This is a genomic window from Formosa sp. Hel3_A1_48, assembly GCF_001735715.1.
Classification (GTDB): domain Bacteria; phylum Bacteroidota; class Bacteroidia; order Flavobacteriales; family Flavobacteriaceae; genus UBA3537.
Genome location: NZ_CP017259.1, coordinates 1,002,987 through 1,021,893 on the forward strand (window position 1 = coordinate 1,002,987; position 18,907 = coordinate 1,021,893).

Sequence of the window (18,907 nt, forward strand, 5' to 3'; positions counted from 1 at the left end):
ATATTTTATTTATAAAGTACTTTTTTTACAGCCTTAACAACATCGTTGCTGTTAGGTAACCACTCCTCCAATAAAACAGGGGAATAAGGCGCAGGTGTATCTGCTGTGTTTATTTTAATGATCGGTGCATCGAGATAGTCAAAAGCTTTTTGCTGCACTTGATATGTAATTTCTGTTGAAACATTTCCAAAGGGCCATGCTTCTTCCAAAATAACAAGTCTATTTGTTTTTTTAACAGATTCCAAAATTGAATTGATATCCAATGGCCGTACAGTTCTTAAGTCAATAACTTCACAAGAAATACCTTCTTTTTCTAAATCCTCTGATGCCTTATAAGCTTCTTTTATAATTTTACCAAATGAAACTACGGTCACATCAGTTCCTGCTCTTTTAATTTCAGCAACTCCAATAGGTAAGACATATTCCCCTTCAGGAACCTCACCTTTATCGCCATACATTTGCTCACTTTCCATAAATATGACTGGATCATCGTCGCGAATTGCTGCTTTAAGTAAACCTTTCGCATCGTATGGGTTAGAAGGTACTATAACTTTAAGCCCTGGACAGTTTGCATACCAACTCTCGAAAGCCTGGGAGTGGGTTGCAGCCAATTGCCCTGCTGAAGCCGTTGGCCCTCTGAATACAATAGGACACTTAAACTGACCTCCAGACATTTGTCTGATTTTAGCAGCGTTATTAATGATTTGGTCTATGCCGACTAATGAGAAATTAAACGTCATAAACTCCACGATTGGTCTATTGCCAGTCATCGTAGACCCTACAGCTATTCCTGCAAAACCAAGCTCTGCAATTGGAGTGTCAATCACACGCTTTTCACCAAATTCATCAAGCATGCCTTTTGATGCTTTGTATGCACCATTGTATTCCGCAACTTCCTCACCCATCAAATATATACTTTCATCACGACGCATTTCTTCGCTCATGGCTTCACAAATTGCTTCTCTAAACTGTATTGTTTTCATTCACTGATTTTTGATGGGGCAAAAATAAGAATAATGTATAATAATAATTACATCATTTGTTTAAAATTTCCTATGCATGCATAGGAAATATGAACTTTTTTTGTACCTTCGCTTAAATATTTAATAGAAACGTTAAAATACCCAAATAATGAAAATATTAGTATGTATAAGCCATGTCCCTGACACCACTTCAAAAATAAATTTTACTAATGACAATACTGCTTTCGACCCCAATGGTGTTCAGTTTGTCATCAACCCTAATGATGAATTTGGTTTGACCAGAGCCATGTGGTTCAAAGAAAAGCAAAACGCGACTGTCGATGTGGTAAATGTTGGTGGTCCAGAAACAGAATCAACCCTTAGAAAGGCCCTAGCCATCGGCGCTGATGCTGCCTTTAGAATAAACACAACGCCTACAGATGGTTATGCAGTTGCTAAAGAACTTTCAAAAGTTGCAAAAGATGGAAATTACGACTTAATCATAGCGGGTCGCGAATCCATTGATTACAACGGCGGAATGGTTCCTGGGATGATGGCTGCCGAACTAGGTGCCAGCTTTGTCAACAACTGTATTTCATTAGAAATTGACGGAACTAATGCAACCGCAGTACGAGAAATTGACGGCGGAAAAGAAACACTATCAAGCACTTTACCCTTGGTCATAGGAGGTCAAAAAGGCTTAGTTGAAGAAAGTGACCTGAAAATTCCAAACATGCGTGGAATCATGATGGCCAGAAAGAAACCATTAACGGTTTTGGAACCCGCACAGCAACAAACATGTACATCATCCGTAAAATTTGAAAAACCTACTCCCAAAGGAGCAATCAAAATGGTTGATGCCGATAATATTGATGAACTTATTGATCTTTTGCATAACGAAGCGAAAGTCATCTAAACTTTTAAAAATATGCCTGTACTTGTATATATAGAATCTGAAAATAAGATGTTTAAAAAAGCAGCTTTAGAAGTTGCTTCATATGGCAGAGCTGTAGCGAACACTCTAAACACCAGTCTGAGTGCTGTGGTTTTCAATACTGAAGACTGCTCGCAATTGGCTGACTATGGAGTTGATAAGGTATTGACGGTCAATCACTCAAATGGCTTTAATGCAAAAGTGTATGCCGATATTATTGCTCAAGCTGCTCTTAAAGAAAGTGCCAATGTAATTATTTTAAGTAGTAGCGCTGATAGTCGATACCTAGCTCCAATTTTGGCAGTAGGCCTGAAAGCAGGATACGCACCAAATGTTGTAGAGCTTCCCAAGACGCAACCCTTTTCAGTCAAAAGGACAGCATTTAGTAATAAAGCATTTTGTGAAACAGAAATCACAACAGAAGTTAAAATCATTGGGTTATCCAACAACGCTTTTGGCCTTATTGAGCACCCTATTTCCTTACAATCAGAACCATTTTCTCCAGAAATTACCTCATCAGACATAAGTGTCGAAAAGGTAGATAAAGCAACAGACAAAGTTTCTATTGCAGACGCAGAAACTGTAGTTTCAGCAGGCAGGGGGTTGAAAGGCCCTGAAAATTGGAATATGATCGAGGAACTTGCGGAAGTACTTGGCGCTGCTACGGCTTGTTCAAAACCTGTTTCAGACTTAGGCTGGAGACCACACAGTGAACACGTTGGTCAAACAGGGAAACCTGTTGCTAGCAACCTTTACATTGCCATAGGAATTTCTGGAGCTATTCAGCATTTGGCAGGAATAAACTCATCTAAAGTAAAAGTGGTGATAAATACAGACCCTGAGGCGCCATTTTTTAAAGCTGCTGATTATGGCATTGTAGGAGATGCCTTTGAGGTTGTGCCCGAATTGATTGAAAAACTTAAAACATTTAAAGCGCAAAACAGTTAATCTGTTTCACATTCAATTATTTATAATTTACTTTTTAGTCCGATTTATTAAAACTTAGATAGTTAAGTTTGGTATTTTAGGAATTAAAACTGTTATTTGTTAGTACAAATAATGAGCTTAGTCCGTTTAAATATAAAGGGTATATCGTACAGTCAAACGCAAAGCGGTGCTTATGCACTGATTCTCAGCGAGGTAGATGGTGAACGAAAACTCCCAATTGTCATTGGTGCATTTGAAGCACAGTCCATCGCAATAGCTCTAGAGAAAGATATTCGACCACCAAGACCTTTGACACACGATTTGTTCAAAAATTTTTCAGACCGGTTCGATATTGTAGTCAAGCAAGTTATTATTCATAAGCTTGTCGATGGTGTATTTTATGCTTCCCTTATTTGCGAACGTGACACCAAAGAAGAAGTTATTGATGCGCGTACAAGCGACGCCATAGCGCTTGCCTTACGCTTTTCTGCACCTATTTTCACCTATAAAAACATTCTCGAAAAAGCAGGTATTATTTTGAAAATTAACCCTGACGATCCAGAAAAATCTGATGACACTCTTGTTTTTGAAGAAGCATCAATGGACACTTCTTCTGAAGATTTAGAAAAAGAAGATTCTTATAAAAACCTTTCCCTAGCTGAACTTGAAGACCTACTTCAAAAAGCTGTTTCTGATGAAAATTATGAAGTTGCAGCAAAAATAAGAGACGAAATTTCAAAACGCTAAGAACAACTCACATGAATAAAGTCATTGCAGTATTTTTCACCATCAGCAGCCACACGCTTTTTGCACAAGATGGTGTATCTCAAATAATTGAAAATCAAGGATTTAGTTTAGATAGTTTCCTTAGAGGTATTCTTGGAATGGTCGTTCTTTTAGGTATTTGTATTGCTTTAAGCACCAACAGAAAAGCAATTAATTGGAGAACCGTAGGGTTTGGCTTAGGGATCCAATTGCTCTTAGCCTTGGCTGTCTTGAAGGTTGAATTTGTTCAGAAAATATTCAAAGGAATAGGATCTATTTTTTTAGCGGTACTTGACTTTACTCAAAAAGGAACAGAATTTTTATTTGCAGCATTTTCTACTGGAGAAATTGAAGCACCATTAAATACTTTTGCAATTTCAATTCTTCCTACTATTATTTTCTTTTCGGCCCTAACTTCTGTTTTATTTTATTTGGGTATTATACAGAAAGTTGTGAAAATATTTGCTTGGCTATTAACAAAATTACTTCAAGTTTCTGGAGCGGAGAGTCTAAGTGTAGCGGGGAATATTTTTTTAGGACAAACTGAAGCACCGCTGATGATAAAAGCTTATTTAGAAAAAATGAACCGTTCCGAAATTCTATTGGTGATGATTGGTGGAATGGCAACTGTTGCAGGGGGTGTACTTGCCGCATATATTGGGTTTCTGGGGGGCGAAGACGAAATTCTTAGACAGTATTATGCAAAACACCTTCTAACAGCATCTGTTATGGCAGCACCAGGGGCAATTGTAATCTCAAAAATTTTATACCCTCAAACTGAAGCCATCAATAACGATCTTGTCGTTTCGCAAGAAAAAGTAGGAACCAATATCCTCGATGCAATCGCTAATGGAACCACCGAAGGGCTTAAACTTGCCTTCAATATAGGCGCCATGCTTCTGGTTTTTCTAGCATTTATAGCTATGCTCAACGGGATCTTGGGATGGTTAGGAGATTTTGGAGGCTTAAATGAATGGGTGCAGACAAACACTCCATACCAACAGTTTTCGCTAGAACTGATACTTGGCTATGCTTTTGCTCCGCTAATGTGGCTAATCGGTATTGCAAAAGAAGATGTCGCACTGATGGGACAACTGCTCGGGATTAAACTCGCTGCAAGTGAGTTTGTAGGCTACATCCAACTTGCAGATCTTAAAGATCCTATGGCTTTAGTTCATCTTAAATATGAAAAATCAATTATCATGGCAACCTACATGCTTTGCGGCTTTGCTAATTTCGCATCGATTGGAATTCAAGTTGGGGGAATTGGCTCATTAGCACCAGGGCAAAGAAAAACACTTTCTGAATTGGGAATGAAGGCTCTTATAGGGGGAACCATTGCGTCCCTACTATCTGCCACAATTGCTGGACTTATCATAGGGTAATAAAGCCGTTAATAACTTTTCAAATTAATTCCAAAACACACTTTATAATCTTCTTAGCATTAATTATTTTTAAATTGTAATAATTAACCCTTTTTATGAAGCAATATTTGGACTTAGTAAACCATGTTTTGGAACATGGGAATGAAAAAAGCGACCGTACGGGTACGGGAACAAAAAGTGTTTTTGGATACCAAATGCGTTTTGATCTAAGTAAAGGCTTTCCTATGGTGACAACAAAAAAACTTCACCTAAAATCTATTGTTTATGAACTATTGTGGTTTCTAAAAGGAGATACTAATACAAAATACCTTACCGACAATGGCGTACGGATTTGGAATGAATGGGCAGACGATAATGGCGATTTAGGCCCCGTTTATGGCCACCAATGGCGTAACTGGAACAGTGATGAAATCGATCAAATTAAATCTGTTATAGACACCCTGAAAACAAACCCAAACAGCAGGAGAATGTTGGTTTCAGCATGGAACCCATCCGTTTTGCCAGACACCTCTAAATCTTTTTCAGAAAATGTAGCAAATGGAAAAGCAGCACTCCCGCCTTGCCATGCCTTTTTTCAATTTTATGTTCATCAAGGCAAGTTGTCTTGTCAGCTTTACCAGCGTAGTGCTGATATCTTTTTAGGAGTACCCTTCAACATTGCTTCTTATGCTTTATTTACCATGATGATGGCTCAGGTTTGTGGATACGAAGCAGGAGATTTTGTTCATACTTTTGGTGATGCACATATCTATAGCAATCACTTAGAGCAGCTAGAATTGCAACGCTCAAGAGAACCACATCCCTTACCAAAAATGATCCTTAATCCTGAGGTAAAAGATATATTTGACTTTACTTTTGAAGACTTTACACTACTCGATTACAATCATCACCCTCACATCAAAGGCAAAGTTGCTGTATAATTTCAACTGAAAACGCTATTTTTGCGGACTAAGTTTAATCTATTGAACAAAGTAAAACATCAAATACTGACTATAATTGTTGCTGTATCAGAAAATCAAGTGATTGGCAAAGACAATGATTTGATTTGGAAATTGAGTTTGGACCTCAAACGCTTCAAATCATTAACTTCAGGGCATCATATAATAATGGGGCGAAAAACATTTGAAAGTTTTCCAAAACCGCTGCCCAACAGAACACATGTGGTGATCACACGGCAAAAGGATTATAAAGCCCCGGAAGGTGTTATCGTTGTAAATTCATTAGAAAAAGCAATTCAGGCCTCAAAATCAGATTCATCCCCATATATTATTGGAGGTGGAGAAATTTATAAACAAGCTTTAGCAATCGCAGACCGTGTTGAACTTACACGAGTTCATGCCCATTTTGAAGGAGATACCTTTTTTCCTGATTTGGATTTGAGTCAATGGAAAGAGAGCAATAATAAATTCATTCACAAGGATGAGAATCATGCCTTTGACTTTAGTTTTATAACATACAAAAGGCAATAATTTTTAAATTAATATAATATCAGAAGATGAACGCATATATTTTTCCTGGTCAAGGCGCACAATTCTCAGGGATGGGACAAGAGCTATACGAACACTCTTCATTAGCTAAAAACATGTTTGAAGAAGCCAATTCGATTTTAGGTTTCGACATTACCAAAACCATGTTTGAAGGAAGTGCAGAGGACCTGAAACAAACAAATGTGACACAACCTGCTATCTTTATCCACTCCGTGGTTTTAGCCAAAAGCATGGGAGGTCGTTTCAAGCCTGAAATGGTTGCAGGACATTCCCTAGGTGAATTTTCAGCACTAGTTGCCAATAATACTTTAAGTTTTGAACACGGGTTAAAACTTGTGGCGCAACGTGCCGATGCCATGCAAAAAGCATGTGATTCAACAGAAGGGACTATGGCTGCTGTTTTAGGACTAGAAAATGAAGTAGTAGAATCTGTATGTAAAGGTATAGAAGGGATTGTTGTTGCAGCCAACTACAATTGCCCTGGTCAATTGGTGATTTCAGGTGCAATTGAGCCGATTCATACTGCTTGTGAGCTATTGAAAGAAAAAGGAGCGCGTCGTGCATTGGTTCTGCCAGTTGGCGGTGCATTTCATTCACCATTGATGGAGCCTGCTCGTGAACAGTTAGCTTCAGCTATTGAACAAACAACATTTAGCACACCAAGCTGTCCTATTTATCAAAATGTTACAGCAAATGCAGTTGATGATACTGCGGAAATCAAGACTAATTTGATTGCGCAACTCACCTCACCTGTACGTTGGACCCAGTCCGTAGAGCAAATGATTGCAGACGGTGCTCAACACTTTATTGAGGTTGGCCCTGGTAAAGTGTTACAAGGATTGGTAAGAAAAATAAATAGAGAATCAAACACAAGCGCAGCAGAGTTAGAATAATAAGAATATGAACAAAAGAGTTGGATTTATCCTTTTTTTAGTCCTATTGAACATTGGCCTAGATCAGATTACTAAACACATTGTAAGAGCTGAGGTTGTCCCTGGGTCTAGAACTGAGGTTGTTGGTGAGCTACTACAACTGATGAACGTCGAAAATTCTGGAGCCTTTTTGGGTATGGGGAGTGAATCTCACCCTACGATAAAGCTTATTTTTCTTTTGATTCTTCCCGTCATCGTATTGGGAGTTGTACTTTATTATCTATTCACTAATACTGAGCTCGATAAGTTCTCAATAGTTGGGTTTAGTGCTGTAGCAGGAGGCGGTATTGCCAATCTTTATGATCGATTCATGTTCGGATCTGTTACAGATTTCTTGTTTATGGATTTTGGATTTGTTCAAACCGGGATTTTCAATGTCGCAGATTTATCAGTGACAACAGGTATGATATTGCTCATTGTTGCTTCATACAAGCAAAAAAAGGAAACAACACTAGACAGCTAATTTCTATTTTTTGTAAATCTTCCCCGCTTTCATTACAAAATCTACGCGTTCCATAGCAGAAATATCGTCTACAGGGTTAGAATCAGTGGCTACAATATCAGCTATATAATCAGTTTTGATTTGACCTAATTGATTGGCTAAACCCAAGACTTTAGCGTTAGTTATAGTTGCCGACTGAATCGCTTCCATTTCTGGCATCCCCACTTCAACCATATACCCAAACTCTTTAGCATTGAGACCATGAGGAAAAACTCCGGCATCGGTTCCAAAAGCGATAGGCACACCACGCTTGTATGCTTTGGCGAAAGTACTTTGGATTTTGGGCCCTATCTCTAAGGCTTTTGGAATAATAATTTCAGGGTAAAATCCTTCAATTTTTGCATTTTCAGCAACAGCTTTACCAGCTGTAATTGTGGGTACAAAATAAGTGCCATACTCTTTCATTAAGTCCATGGTTTTCGTGCTCATTTTTGTCCCATGTTCAATAGTTGTAACGCCACCAATTACCGCACGCTGCATTCCCTCATCACCATGCGCATGGGCCGCTATAATCATTCCATAATCTTTAGCAGTTGCGCAAATTGCTTTTACTTCTTCAATTGTAAACTGGGGATTTTGACCATTTTTCGCAACGCTCAGCACACCACCTGTAGCAGTAATTTTAATATTATCCGCGCCATTTTTGTAACGTTGCCGCACGGCCTTACGTGCTTCATCAGGGCTGTTAATTACGCCTTGCTCAGGCCCTGGGTCACCCATCAAAAGTTTGTTTCTACCATTAGTTGGGTCAGCATGACCTCCTGTAGTCGCAATAGCCTTGCCTGCAGTAAAAATTCTAGGCCCTACAATCGTATTGTTATTAATGGCATTTCTCAGTGCTATATTAACCCCCGTACCGCCGAGATCCCGTACAGTAGTAAACCCGGCCAAAAGAGTAATTTCTGCATAATTAACCGATTTAAAAGCAACATCAGCTTCATTTGCGGTAAACTGGTCCATGTAACGTGCAGGATTATATTCATTTTCCATATGCACATGCATATCGATGAGCCCTGGCATTACAGTTTTAGATTTTAAATCTACAAGTACATCTTTAGGATTTTCAGGAACTACAAAACCGTTTTTAATGGCTTTTATTTTTTCACCTGAAACAATAACTGTTTTTTTGGTCAATACCACACCCTTTTCGGTATCAATAAGTTGGCCACAATGCAAATATATGTTTTGAGCAGCACTCAAATTCATTTGCAATACACATAAGATTAAAATTAGCTTTTTCATGATTTTTGTTTTTAGGTTAAGTATGCCAAAACTGAGCTCGTAATAAATTCTATTTGTTCGTCGTCAAGTTCAGTATGCATTGGGAGTGAAATTACTTCATTGGATAGTTGGTTAGTGATTTGGAAATCATTATCGTCGTAACGATCGTCTTGATATGCTTTTTGGTTGTGCAATGGAATAGGATAATACACACCGCATGGGATACCTTTTGCATTAAGGTGGTCTACCAAACCATCTCGATCCACATTTTTAAGTTTTAAGGTGTACTGATGAAAAACGTGACAATCGCAGTTATCACATAGTGTAACACATCCATTCCCCGCTTTAGGCGTTATAATATTGGGGTGATCTTTAAATGCCAAATTATATTTTCGAGCGGTATTCTGACGCGCTTTATTATAGGAATCTAAATGCGGTAATTTAGCATCTAAAACAGCTGCCTGAATTGAATCTAACCTAGAATTCACCCCTACCACATCATGATGATAGCGTTTGTACATTCCGTGATTTACAATTCCACGGATGGTATGGGCTAAATCATCGTCGTTAGTGAAAATGGCACCGCCATCTCCATAGCATCCCAAATTTTTAGATGGAAAGAAGGAAGTTGAAGCGATATGACCAATAGTGCCAGCCTTGGCTTTGGTTCCATTTTTTGAAGTGTAGGTAGCCCCTATTGCCTGAGCATTGTCTTCTATAACGTATAATTGGTGTGCTTTGGCAAGTTCCATAATTTCGTCCATATGAGCACACTGGCCGAATAAGTGTACTGGCACTATGGCTTTTGTCTTTGGGGTAATTGCCTTTTTAATTGCTTCAATATCGATGTTGAAATTTTCAGAATCAACATCGACCAATACAGGAGTTAAGCCTAAAAGAGCAATAACTTCGACGGTTGCAGCAAATGTGAAATCGGCTGTAATAACCTCATCACCTGGCTTCAACCCAAGGCCCATCATGGCAATTTGCAATGCATCGGTGCCATTGGCACAAGGAATTACATGCTTTACGCCTAGATAATCTTCAAGGTTTTTTTGAAACGCTTTAACTTTTGGACCATTGATGAATGAAGTTGTATTAATCACCTCTTGTATAGAGGAGTTGACCTGGTCTTTTATAGGAGCGTATTGACCTTTCAGATCAACCATTTGAATTTTTTTCATAGTGCTATTTTAATGAACAAATCTGCGAATTTGTGCGTTACAAAAATACAAAAATAGCATTGGGCAAATGCTAAAATTAAGATAAAGAATGTATTTTTGTTTTAAACTAAAGCACTTTGATGGCTGTCTATAATCTTATAATTAAATTGACTCGAACCTTGCTTCCAATACTCGGAGGTATGAGTAAAAAACTAAAAAAAGGGATTGATGGCCGTAAAAACACCTTCAAAATTCTTCAAGAAAACATCCATAAAGATGATCAGGTCTTTTGGTTTCATTGTGCCTCACTTGGAGAATATGAACAGGGGCTACCGGTCTTCGAACTATTAAAATCTAAATATCCAAAGTCAAAAATAGTACTCTCTTTTTTTTCGCCATCTGGATACGAGATTCGCAAGCAAAATCCAATTACGTCAATCGTAGTGTATTTGCCCTTAGACACTAGAAAACAGGTTCAACGCTTTTTGGCATTGACCCATCCAAAACTAGTAGTCTTTGTGAAATATGAATTCTGGCCAAACTACCTTAAAGCGTTAAAAAATCATAACGCAAAAGTTATTTTAATTTCAGCATTGTTGCGCCCTGATCAGCATTTCTTTAAGTTTTATGGGAAACAATGGCAAAAGCTGTTTTTTAGTTTTGATCATATTTTTACACAAAATATCGAGTCTAAAGAATTACTCCAAGGAATTGGATACACTAACGCTACAGTTGCGAAAGACAATAGATTTGACCGTGTTTCAAATCAATTAAAAGAAAACAACTCACTTTCATTTATAAACGAATTTGTAGACGAAAAGTTTTGTGTTGTTGCAGGAAGCACATGGAAAGAGGACGAAGATATTTTAGTTCCATACGTTCAAAATGCAGATCAAAAAATGAAATTTATCATCGTCCCTCATTCTATTGAGGAACAGGGCGTCCGAAGATTGAAAAAATATTTTGGCGGTAAAGCAGTCTTATATTCAGAATACAAACACGAAGAGCTGTCGGAAAAACAAGTTTTTATTGTTGACACTGTAGGATTACTCTCTAAGATCTACAACTATGCTGATATAGCTTATGTTGGCGGTGGTATGGGCTCAAGCGGACTACACAATATACTGGAACCAGCCGTATTTGCTGTGCCTATAATTATAGGTAAAAATTTCCATAAATTTCCAGAGGCTAAAGAACTGATTAGTTTAGGAGGGCTAATTAGTATTGACAGTGCTGCAAGCTTTAGTAGTGCGCTGGATACATATATCGAAGACATGGAGTTACGTAAAAAAAGCGGGGAGAAAAATAAAGCATACATAGAAAAAAATACAGGTGCTTCTTCCGCTATTTTAAAGGCAATTGGTCTATTGCTTAAAGATTAATGTCTTTATAAACCTTAATATAATCAATGATGAATTCTTGCGGAAAAATAGTATCATCTACTTCAAAACCTCCAAAGTAACCCCCAACAGCTAAATTAAGAATTAAGTAAAATGGCTTATCAAAAGGCCAAATTTCAGCTGTTTTTTCATTAGGAGCAAAAGTGTATATTTCTTGATCATCAATAGAAAATTTAATTTGGCTTTCGTTCCAATGCATTTTATATACATGAAATCCATTTTCTACATCGTTTATGGTTGATATCTTGGTGTTTTTAGACACTCCGTAACTGTCTTTTGTATGCAGGGTTGTATGGATTTTACCGGGCATCCTTCCAACATATTCCATGATATCAATTTCACCACAGTTAGGCCAAATATTTTCATCAATATCGTGCCCCAACATCCAGATTGCTGGCCAAACACCTAACCCTATTGGCAGTTTTGCTTTAACCTCGACTGTTCCGTATTGAAACTCCATTTTGTCTTTGGTGGTAATTCGACCCGAAAAATACTGATCTCCTATCTTAGTCGCTTTGATTACAAGTTTCTCATCGCGAACAAATACATTTTCTTTAGTATAATGTTGGTATTCTTTATTGCCCCAGCCACAAAGCTCTGGACAACCATCGCCCAACTCATAGTTCCAATAATCTAAATCCAAAAAAGATTGATCAAAATCTTCGTTATAAATGATGCGCTTCCCTGGATTATCACTCGTTTTTTGAATTAGAGCAAAAGATAATATGATTAAAATTCTGATCAGTATCATAAATTGAATTTAGTGGTTAAATTTGCCGTTGAATCGCCGCCTACATATATCGAAAACTCACCAGGCTGAACAGTAAAATTGCCGTCATCATCATAGAATCCTAAAGCATCTTCTGTCAATGTGAAACGCACTGTTTTTGTTTGATTTGGTTTCAAATCGATCAATTCAAACCTTTTCAGGCTTTTAACTGGCTGTGCTGGCTGAGCAAAGTGATCTTGAACATATAACTGAACAACTTCTTTACCTGGAAACTTACCGCTGTTGGTTACTGCTACACTTAGTTCTATTGTGGTACCAGATTGACTAATAATTTCAAGATCTGAATACTCAAAAGTAGTATAGCTTAACCCGTATCCAAAAGGGTAAAGTGGCGCATTAGTTTCGTCTTGATAATGCGTCCAAAAAACCTCATCTGGTGAGGGTAAATTAGGCCTTCCTGAAGTTTTAAAATTGTAGTAAATAGGTACTTGCCCAACAGATTTAGGGAAAGTCATTGGAAGTTTTCCGCTGGGGTTGTAATCGCCGTACAGAACCTGTGCAATTGCATTTCCACTTTGCGACCCCAATTGCCAAGCCTCTACAATCGCAGGGATATGTTTATGAGCCCAATTCAGTGCTAACGGCCTTCCGTTGTTGAGTACGAGAACAATATTTTTATTGACCTTGTAAACAGCTTCTAGAAGCTCTTGTTGTAAACCTGGTAATCCTATATTTGTTCTGCTTCGCCCTTCGCCACTTTGAAAACCATGCTCGCCTAAAACCATAACAACCACATCAGCTGTTTTAGCAGTTTTTAGAGCAGCAGCAAAATCACTTTTATCTGTAGTATTTATTTTTAATTCTTTCGCAAATTCTAAGGGGCCAATATTCAATTTAGCACCAACAGAAAATTCAATATTATTTCCTTCATATGCCTTCATTCCTTCAAGAACTGACACCGCTGAATTATTTTCTGCTGCTAAAATCCAATTACCAAGTGGACTTGTTTTATCGTCTGCAAGATCACCAATAAGGGCTATATCAAGCCCTTTCTTTTTTAGTGGCAATAGTTGATTTTGATTTTTTAAAAGCACTATTGACTTTTTGGCCATTTCTAAAGTGGCTTCTTGAAATTTTTCATGACCAATGGTCGCCTTTTCACGCTCAATGTTACAGTATTTATAAGGATCATCAAAAAGCCCAAGCTCGAACTTTACACGCAATATTCTTCGCGCAGCGTCTTCAATAAGTTGCTCATCAACAATATCTGATCTAACCAAATCAGCAAGGTGCTCTACATATGCAAAAGACTGCATATCCATATCCGAGCCCGCTTCTACTGCTATATGTGCTGCATGTTTTACATTTTCAGCATAACCATGTTCAACCATCTCTTCAATGGAACTCCAATCGGATACCACAAAACCATCAAAATTCCATTTTTCTTTTAGAAGCGTACGCTGTAAATATTTACTCCCTGTAGCAGGAACTCCGTTGAGTTGACTAAATGAATTCATAAAAGTTCGAACACCAGCATCTATGGTTGCCTTGAATGGAGGCATAACCATATTGTGCAAGGTTTGAGCTCCTATATCAACTGTATTGTATTCTTTGCCGGCTTCGGGAAAGCCATAACCAGCAAAGTGTTTGGCACAAGCGGCTATGGTTGTTGGGGCTGAAAGATCATCTCCTTGAAAGCCTTTAACTCTTGCATGTGCAATTTTAGAACCTAGATAAGGATCTTCTCCTGCGCCTTCCATAACACGCCCCCAGCGGGCATCTCTTGAAATATCGACCATTGGTGCAAAAGTCCAATTGATTCCTGCAGCAGAGGCTTCTAAAGCTGCATTTTTAGCCGATAATTCTATAGCTTCTAAGTCCCAACTTGCAGCTTCTGCTAGAGGGATTGGGCTAATGGTTTTAAAGCCATGAATTACATCAAAACCAAATATTAAGGGGATTCCTAAACGCGTTTCTTCTACTGCAATTTGTTGTAATTTTCGAACATTTTCAACTCCGTGAACATTGAGCATGGACCCTACAAGTCCATTTTTAAGTTGCTCAAATTGTTTGGCTGTTGAGCCTTCTTTTGGAGCAGGTCCTGTGACATCCCAAAAGCTAGAATATTGATTCATTTGACCAATTTTCTCTTCAAGCGTCATTTTAGACAATAAGGAATTTAAACGATCGTCAACAGATTGTTCATTGGATTCTGAAGCACATGAATTGAACACAAAAAAACAAATTGATGTGAAAAAGATGTGTTTAGCTATTGTCATGTTATTGATACAACCTAATGTAATCTACTTCCATCACATCTTGTGTGAAATTTGGATCGATTTCGCCGCCTAAAGTACCGCCCATTGCGAGATTAAAAATAAGAAAGAAGTTTTCATTGAAGGGGAAATAAGGTCCAACTCCTGAATCTACTGTGTTCATGGAAAAATATTCAACTCCATCTAAATATGATTTGATACTTGTTGGGGTCCAATCGATGGAGTAAATATGCCAATCAGAAGATGTATTGTTAGCCGTTTCGAGGCCGTATTCTCCACGCTCACCATCGGAGAGCTTCCAGTGTAACGTTGATTTCACTCTATTCTTATCTTGAAATTGCTCCATGATATCAATTTCACCACATTGAGGCCATCCAACTTCTGGGAAATTTGCCCCAAGCATCCAAAGCGCTGGCCAAGTTCCTTGTGCAGATGGTAACTTAGCACGAATTTCTATGAGCCCATATTTAAATTCGAATTTATCTTGTGTTTTAATGCGAGCAGATGTGTATGCCCCGTTGGATTCTTTTATTGCTGTGATTTTTAAAACTCCACCCTCTTTTTTTATGTTACTAGAACTTGATGTGTAGTTTTGAACTTCTTGGTTCCCCCATCCATCAGAACCATTACCAAGCTCATAAGTCCATATGTTAGGATTTATTACTCCATTTCCATCAAATTCGTCTGACCAAACAAGAACATCATTGTCTCCAGAACCCCCACTACCTAAAACATAAACGGTTAGATTCGTTATTTTACTGATACGGTCGTCAGTACTGGAGTATGCATAAACATATAAAGGAAACTGATTAGTTCCTAAATCTGTAACTGTATGTGAAAATAATCCGGTGGTGTTTTGTGTTTCCGTACCACTATTTCCTACTTTAAAACCATATCTTACAGTGTTTGTAGCTGTAGCTGTAACCGAGAACTGTCCAGAGCCATCGCCATTTGGATTTTGGTCGTCTTGGCCTTCTATTGTAACATTGACCACGAGATTAGAAGGTATAACTTGCTGAGATCCGCCGCCGCCATTGTTACCACCACCACCTCCAGAAGATCCGCTATCGCCTCCGGATGAGCATGAAAAAGTTAGTGCTGACAAGCTGAAAAGGATACTAAGAATAGATAATAGGGAATTGTTTTTCATCTTAAAAAGAGATAAAGAGGCAGATAAAACAATCTGCCTCGTATATTTTAAATAAATTATTCAGATTTATATCTAGCATACCATGCAAAGCCGCCTCCTTCTTGTATACAACGTACATGAAGCGTATTTGCAGTAATGGATATGATGTCATATTCTACATCACCAACATACCAACCCATGAATCCACCGTCAGATATTTTGAAGGTAGTTTGTCGGTACGGTGCATCGTTGTAACTTCCCTCCAAGGCTGCTTTGGATGTAGATGGCGAGAATGATACGTTCTTTACCCCAAACATTGTTGTCGCTACTGTTTCGTCGTGACAGGTATCCCCAGTAACGCCAATAATATCAGCATAAGCACCAGGCACAAAAGCAGGGCCTTCAGTTTGTTCAAAAGTCATACCATTATCTGTTTTTGTAAATACAAATTCATTAGTATACATGCATGATTTTTCGGCATCATTAGCTTGTATAGTATTCCACCATCCTTCATAAGCAAATTCTCCATTGCCGTAATCATCGGTTACAGGACCTAAACCGACAAATAAATCAATGTCTGAAGCCCATACCCATGTTTTGCTGTCGCCCTCATTAGCTCCAGCTAAAAATGTTTCAGCTTCTGCATCTTGAAAAGAACTAAAAACTTCAACGTCAAATGTTGTGCTTGATAATACCCCTGCAGTCCCTACAGCACTCACTATGACAGTGTAGGAATTTACTCCTACTTGAGTATACCTATGGGTATAAATCCCTGAAGAATTTGTTGTTGAATTACCATCACCAAATTCAAATTGATAGGCTAAAGCGTTATCGGCAGTTGCTGTAAAAGATACAAATCCATCGCCATTTCCATAAGGGTTATCTGCGTCTAAGCCGATAATCTCTGCATTGACACCTACACTTGTCGGTGTAATAATCGCTCCAAACTCATGATCGTCTTCTTCACATGCTGTAACCATAAGCAGTGAAAGAAAAAGCACTGATAAATATTTTAAATTTTTCATAATTTCTTAAAATTAATTTATTGTTATATCGTCTAAATAAATAGTGTAATTCTCAGATCCATCTCCCGCAGTTCCATTGTCCATAATAAGAACCATGTTATACCAATCGATGCTTTCACTAATCCCTGAATGATCGAACGTTAAGGTTTGCCATTGATTAGCCACCGTTGTTGTTGCTGTAATTTCAGCTGAACCTGTATTATTTGGCCATGGGACATTATCTTCAAATTTCATGAGAAGATTTAACCCAACTCTTGGAGACCATACTTTAACTGTAACAGTAGATGATGCGCTTAGGCTATAAGGTGTTGAAACAGTTATTTTTGAACCGCCCCAAGTCTGTCCTGATCCTTTTACCATTTGTGCGACCATTGTAGAAGGGTTGCCAATAGAGTCTGGATTAGCAATAACTGAAATGTCACCACCATCAAAAGAACTCATTTCAGAAAATTGCGGTTCAAAATCAAGTACAGGCGAAGATGTAAAATCATCTAAGTAAATAGTGTAATTCTCAGATCCATCTCCCGCAGTTCCATTGTCCATAATAAGAACCATGTTATACCAATCGATGCTTTCACTAATCCCTGAATGATCGAACGTTAAGGTTTGCCATTGATTAGCCACCGTTGTTGTTGCTGTAATTTCAGCTGAACCTGTATTATTTGGCCATGGAACATTATCTTCAAATTTCATGAGAAGATTTAACCCAACTCTTGGAGACCATATTTTAACTGTAACAATTGGATTTGATAAATCAAATGGATCGTCTAAGGTAATTTTTGAACCACCCCAAGTCTGTCCTGATCCTTTTACCAATTGTGCTACGCTAGTAGAGGTATTGCCGTTTGAATCTGGATTAGCAATGACTGAAATATCACCACCATCAAATGAGCTTAATGTGTACCCTCCCTCAAAATCGATAACCTGAGCAGTTGAATTTGATGGTTGTTTATAAAAATAAAGATTATCTATATAGACAATTGGAGTTCCAGAGCCCATTGAATCAAACAAAAGTTGAGTTACACCAGATAAATCGGTAGTGTAATCCTCTAGAGGAATTTCAACACTCCTCCACTCACCAAGAACTATATCATCAACAATTTCTATATCCTCTTTCAGAGGGTCACCATCTGCATAAGATGTATTGACAATCTTTAAACCTAATTGTGTTGCGTCTGGAGTCCAATAATCAAAATGCACAAATTCTTTTGCAGATAAATCTGTTGGATTACCATAATCTGTAACTATTCCTGTATAACTTAAGTCACTGTAAAACCAAGTATTGTTACCCTCAACCTGAACTTCAGTCAAAACAGTCGACTGTCCTCCCCAGTTAGGGTTTAATTCAGATAGTGTTATGTTAGTGTATGCGTCACTGTATATTGAAACAACATCTCCAGGCTGTCTTGCAGGTGGTGTTGGTGCTGCTGTTGTTGGCGCTAAAATTTCTGTAACCTCAAAGTCCTCTTCAACATATGTAGTTGTTTGAATTGCTGCACCTTTTACTTCAATTGTGATATCGTAAACCCCAGCATCATTATATTGAATAGCAGCAGTTTCACCAATATTTGCAGAAATAGGATCTGTACTGCCAGTCTCACCAGAGTAGACATCAAAACTAACCGCAAAATCTGCATCTACAGTAACATTAACTAATTTTGATACAGATGTACTATTTTCAACTGTTACCTCCAAATTTTCAGGCGCATTAAAAGACACCACAAGTTCTTGGCTCAATGTAGTTGAAAGGCCAGTTATACCGTAAGCAGTAGCAGTAACTGTATAAGTACCCTCTGCGTAAGTGTGCTCAGTATTACTCCCATTTTCAAGTTCAACTAATTCCTCGGTATCATCGCCTAAAGAAATATCGAACGTAATAGCGCCTTCAGCAGTAGGCGTAATGGTAACCAATCCTGTGTTGTCTTGTGTGACATTAAATGCCATCGCAAGGGCTGTAGGAGCTTCAACAGCACTTAAATTCACGTTTTTTTCGTCATCGGCACAGCTCCAAATAGTTGCTACTACCAGACATAAACTAAATATATATTTTATTGTTTTCATCATTTATA

17 protein-coding genes are annotated in these 18,907 nt (G+C 38.1%); 9 read left to right on the top strand and 8 right to left on the bottom strand.

Annotation, left to right across the window (positions count from 1 at the left end):
* Positions 1-5: 5 nt before the first annotated feature.
* Positions 6-983: a pyruvate dehydrogenase complex E1 component subunit beta gene (locus FORMA_RS04565; protein WP_069674542.1), complete on the bottom strand. Its 978-nt coding sequence runs from the start codon at positions 981-983 to the stop codon at positions 6-8.
* Positions 984-1,131: 148 nt separating this feature from the next.
* Here FORMA_RS04565 and FORMA_RS04570 point away from each other — a divergent pair, with 148 nt between their 5' ends.
* The 8 genes from FORMA_RS04570 (at position 1,132) to lspA (ending at position 7,855) form a co-directional block, all read left to right on the top strand.
* A complete protein-coding gene (locus FORMA_RS04570) occupies positions 1,132-1,878 on the top strand; it encodes an electron transfer flavoprotein subunit beta/FixA family protein (RefSeq protein ID WP_069674543.1) in 747 nt (248 codons plus the stop codon).
* 12 nt (positions 1,879-1,890) lie between these two features.
* Positions 1,891-2,844, top strand: coding sequence for an electron transfer flavoprotein subunit alpha/FixB family protein (locus tag FORMA_RS04575; RefSeq protein WP_069674544.1), 954 nt, complete (start codon positions 1,891-1,893; stop codon positions 2,842-2,844).
* 111 nt (positions 2,845-2,955) lie between these two features.
* Positions 2,956-3,570 carry a bifunctional nuclease family protein gene (locus FORMA_RS04580; RefSeq protein ID WP_069674545.1) on the top strand — a complete coding sequence of 205 codons (615 nt, stop codon included), beginning with the start codon at positions 2,956-2,958 and terminating at the stop codon, positions 3,568-3,570.
* A gap of 11 nt (positions 3,571-3,581) precedes the next feature.
* Entirely contained in the window at positions 3,582-4,973 is a 1,392-nt protein-coding gene (locus tag FORMA_RS04585) for a NupC/NupG family nucleoside CNT transporter (protein ID WP_069674546.1), read from the top strand.
* 95 nt (positions 4,974-5,068) lie between these two features.
* Positions 5,069-5,893, top strand: coding sequence for a thymidylate synthase (locus tag FORMA_RS04590; RefSeq protein WP_069674547.1), 825 nt, complete (start codon positions 5,069-5,071; stop codon positions 5,891-5,893).
* Between the two features lie 42 nt (positions 5,894-5,935).
* A complete protein-coding gene (locus tag FORMA_RS04595; RefSeq protein WP_069674548.1) occupies positions 5,936-6,442 on the top strand; it encodes a dihydrofolate reductase in 507 nt (168 codons plus the stop codon).
* 26 nt (positions 6,443-6,468) lie between these two features.
* Positions 6,469-7,353, top strand: a complete 885-nt coding sequence (gene fabD, locus FORMA_RS04600; RefSeq protein ID WP_069674549.1) for an ACP S-malonyltransferase — start codon at positions 6,469-6,471, stop codon at positions 7,351-7,353.
* Between the two features lie 7 nt (positions 7,354-7,360).
* A complete protein-coding gene (gene lspA / locus FORMA_RS04605; protein WP_069674550.1) occupies positions 7,361-7,855 on the top strand; it encodes a signal peptidase II in 495 nt (164 codons plus the stop codon).
* Between the two features lie 3 nt (positions 7,856-7,858).
* Here the strand turns inward: lspA and FORMA_RS04610 are convergent, their stop codons facing one another.
* Positions 7,859-9,136: a metal-dependent hydrolase family protein gene (locus FORMA_RS04610; RefSeq protein WP_069674551.1), complete on the bottom strand. Its 1,278-nt coding sequence runs from the start codon at positions 9,134-9,136 to the stop codon at positions 7,859-7,861.
* An 11-nt stretch (positions 9,137-9,147) separates the two neighbouring features.
* Complete coding sequence (locus FORMA_RS04615) at positions 9,148-10,299, bottom strand: DegT/DnrJ/EryC1/StrS family aminotransferase (protein ID WP_069674552.1); 1,152 nt, start codon at positions 10,297-10,299, stop codon at positions 9,148-9,150.
* 179 nt (positions 10,300-10,478) lie between these two features.
* Here FORMA_RS04615 and FORMA_RS04620 point away from each other — a divergent pair, with 179 nt between their 5' ends.
* Positions 10,479-11,660 carry a 3-deoxy-D-manno-octulosonic acid transferase gene (locus FORMA_RS04620; RefSeq protein WP_231924964.1) on the top strand — a complete coding sequence of 394 codons (1,182 nt, stop codon included), beginning with the start codon at positions 10,479-10,481 and terminating at the stop codon, positions 11,658-11,660.
* Here the strand turns inward: FORMA_RS04620 and FORMA_RS04625 are convergent.
* The 5 genes from FORMA_RS04625 to FORMA_RS04645 are packed head-to-tail and all read right to left on the bottom strand — an operon-like array spanning position 11,650 to position 18,902.
* Positions 11,650-12,429, bottom strand: coding sequence for a glycoside hydrolase family 16 protein (locus FORMA_RS04625; RefSeq protein WP_069674554.1), 780 nt, complete (start codon positions 12,427-12,429; stop codon positions 11,650-11,652). The two genes, FORMA_RS04620 and FORMA_RS04625, sit on opposite strands and share 11 nt — an antisense overlap.
* Positions 12,426-14,687: a beta-glucosidase BglX gene (bglX, locus tag FORMA_RS04630; protein ID WP_069674555.1), complete on the bottom strand. Its 2,262-nt coding sequence runs from the start codon at positions 14,685-14,687 to the stop codon at positions 12,426-12,428. The genes FORMA_RS04625 and bglX overlap by 4 nt, the downstream gene beginning before the upstream one ends.
* 1 nt (position 14,688) lies before the next feature.
* Complete coding sequence (locus FORMA_RS04635; RefSeq protein ID WP_069674556.1) at positions 14,689-15,834, bottom strand: glycoside hydrolase family 16 protein; 1,146 nt, start codon at positions 15,832-15,834, stop codon at positions 14,689-14,691.
* Positions 15,835-15,890: 56 nt separating this feature from the next.
* Entirely contained in the window at positions 15,891-16,838 is a 948-nt protein-coding gene (locus tag FORMA_RS04640) for a PKD domain-containing protein (RefSeq protein ID WP_069674557.1), read from the bottom strand.
* A gap of 12 nt (positions 16,839-16,850) precedes the next feature.
* The gene (locus tag FORMA_RS04645) at positions 16,851-18,902 is read right to left on the bottom strand and encodes a hypothetical protein (protein ID WP_157506028.1); all 2,052 of its coding nucleotides are present in this window, start codon (positions 18,900-18,902) and stop codon (positions 16,851-16,853) included.
* Positions 18,903-18,907: the final 5 nt, after the last annotated feature.

What these genes read in the sequence shown, in the direction of transcription:
- FORMA_RS04640 (WP_069674557.1), bottom strand. Translation starts at nt 16,838, where the DNA reads ATGAAAAATTTAAAATATTTATCAGTGCTTTTTCTTTCACTGCTTATG.
- FORMA_RS04570 (WP_069674543.1), top strand. Translation starts at nt 1,132, where the DNA reads ATGAAAATATTAGTATGTATAAGCCATGTCCCTGACACCACTTCAAAA.
- bglX (WP_069674555.1), bottom strand. Translation starts at nt 14,687, where the DNA reads ATGACAATAGCTAAACACATCTTTTTCACATCAATTTGTTTTTTTGTG.
- FORMA_RS04610 (WP_069674551.1), bottom strand. Translation starts at nt 9,136, where the DNA reads ATGAAAAAGCTAATTTTAATCTTATGTGTATTGCAAATGAATTTGAGT.
- lspA (WP_069674550.1), top strand. Translation starts at nt 7,361, where the DNA reads ATGAACAAAAGAGTTGGATTTATCCTTTTTTTAGTCCTATTGAACATT.
- FORMA_RS04580 (WP_069674545.1), top strand. Translation starts at nt 2,956, where the DNA reads ATGAGCTTAGTCCGTTTAAATATAAAGGGTATATCGTACAGTCAAACG.
- FORMA_RS04625 (WP_069674554.1), bottom strand. Translation starts at nt 12,429, where the DNA reads ATGATACTGATCAGAATTTTAATCATATTATCTTTTGCTCTAATTCAA.
- FORMA_RS04615 (WP_069674552.1), bottom strand. Translation starts at nt 10,299, where the DNA reads ATGAAAAAAATTCAAATGGTTGATCTGAAAGGTCAATACGCTCCTATA.
- FORMA_RS04590 (WP_069674547.1), top strand. Translation starts at nt 5,069, where the DNA reads ATGAAGCAATATTTGGACTTAGTAAACCATGTTTTGGAACATGGGAAT.
- FORMA_RS04585 (WP_069674546.1), top strand. Translation starts at nt 3,582, where the DNA reads ATGAATAAAGTCATTGCAGTATTTTTCACCATCAGCAGCCACACGCTT.
- fabD (WP_069674549.1), top strand. Translation starts at nt 6,469, where the DNA reads ATGAACGCATATATTTTTCCTGGTCAAGGCGCACAATTCTCAGGGATG.
- FORMA_RS04575 (WP_069674544.1), top strand. Translation starts at nt 1,891, where the DNA reads ATGCCTGTACTTGTATATATAGAATCTGAAAATAAGATGTTTAAAAAA.
- FORMA_RS04635 (WP_069674556.1), bottom strand. Translation starts at nt 15,834, where the DNA reads ATGAAAAACAATTCCCTATTATCTATTCTTAGTATCCTTTTCAGCTTG.
- FORMA_RS04620 (WP_231924964.1), top strand. Translation starts at nt 10,479, where the DNA reads ATGAGTAAAAAACTAAAAAAAGGGATTGATGGCCGTAAAAACACCTTC.
- FORMA_RS04565 (WP_069674542.1), bottom strand. Translation starts at nt 983, where the DNA reads ATGAAAACAATACAGTTTAGAGAAGCAATTTGTGAAGCCATGAGCGAA.
- FORMA_RS04645 (WP_157506028.1), bottom strand. Translation starts at nt 18,902, where the DNA reads ATGATGAAAACAATAAAATATATATTTAGTTTATGTCTGGTAGTAGCA.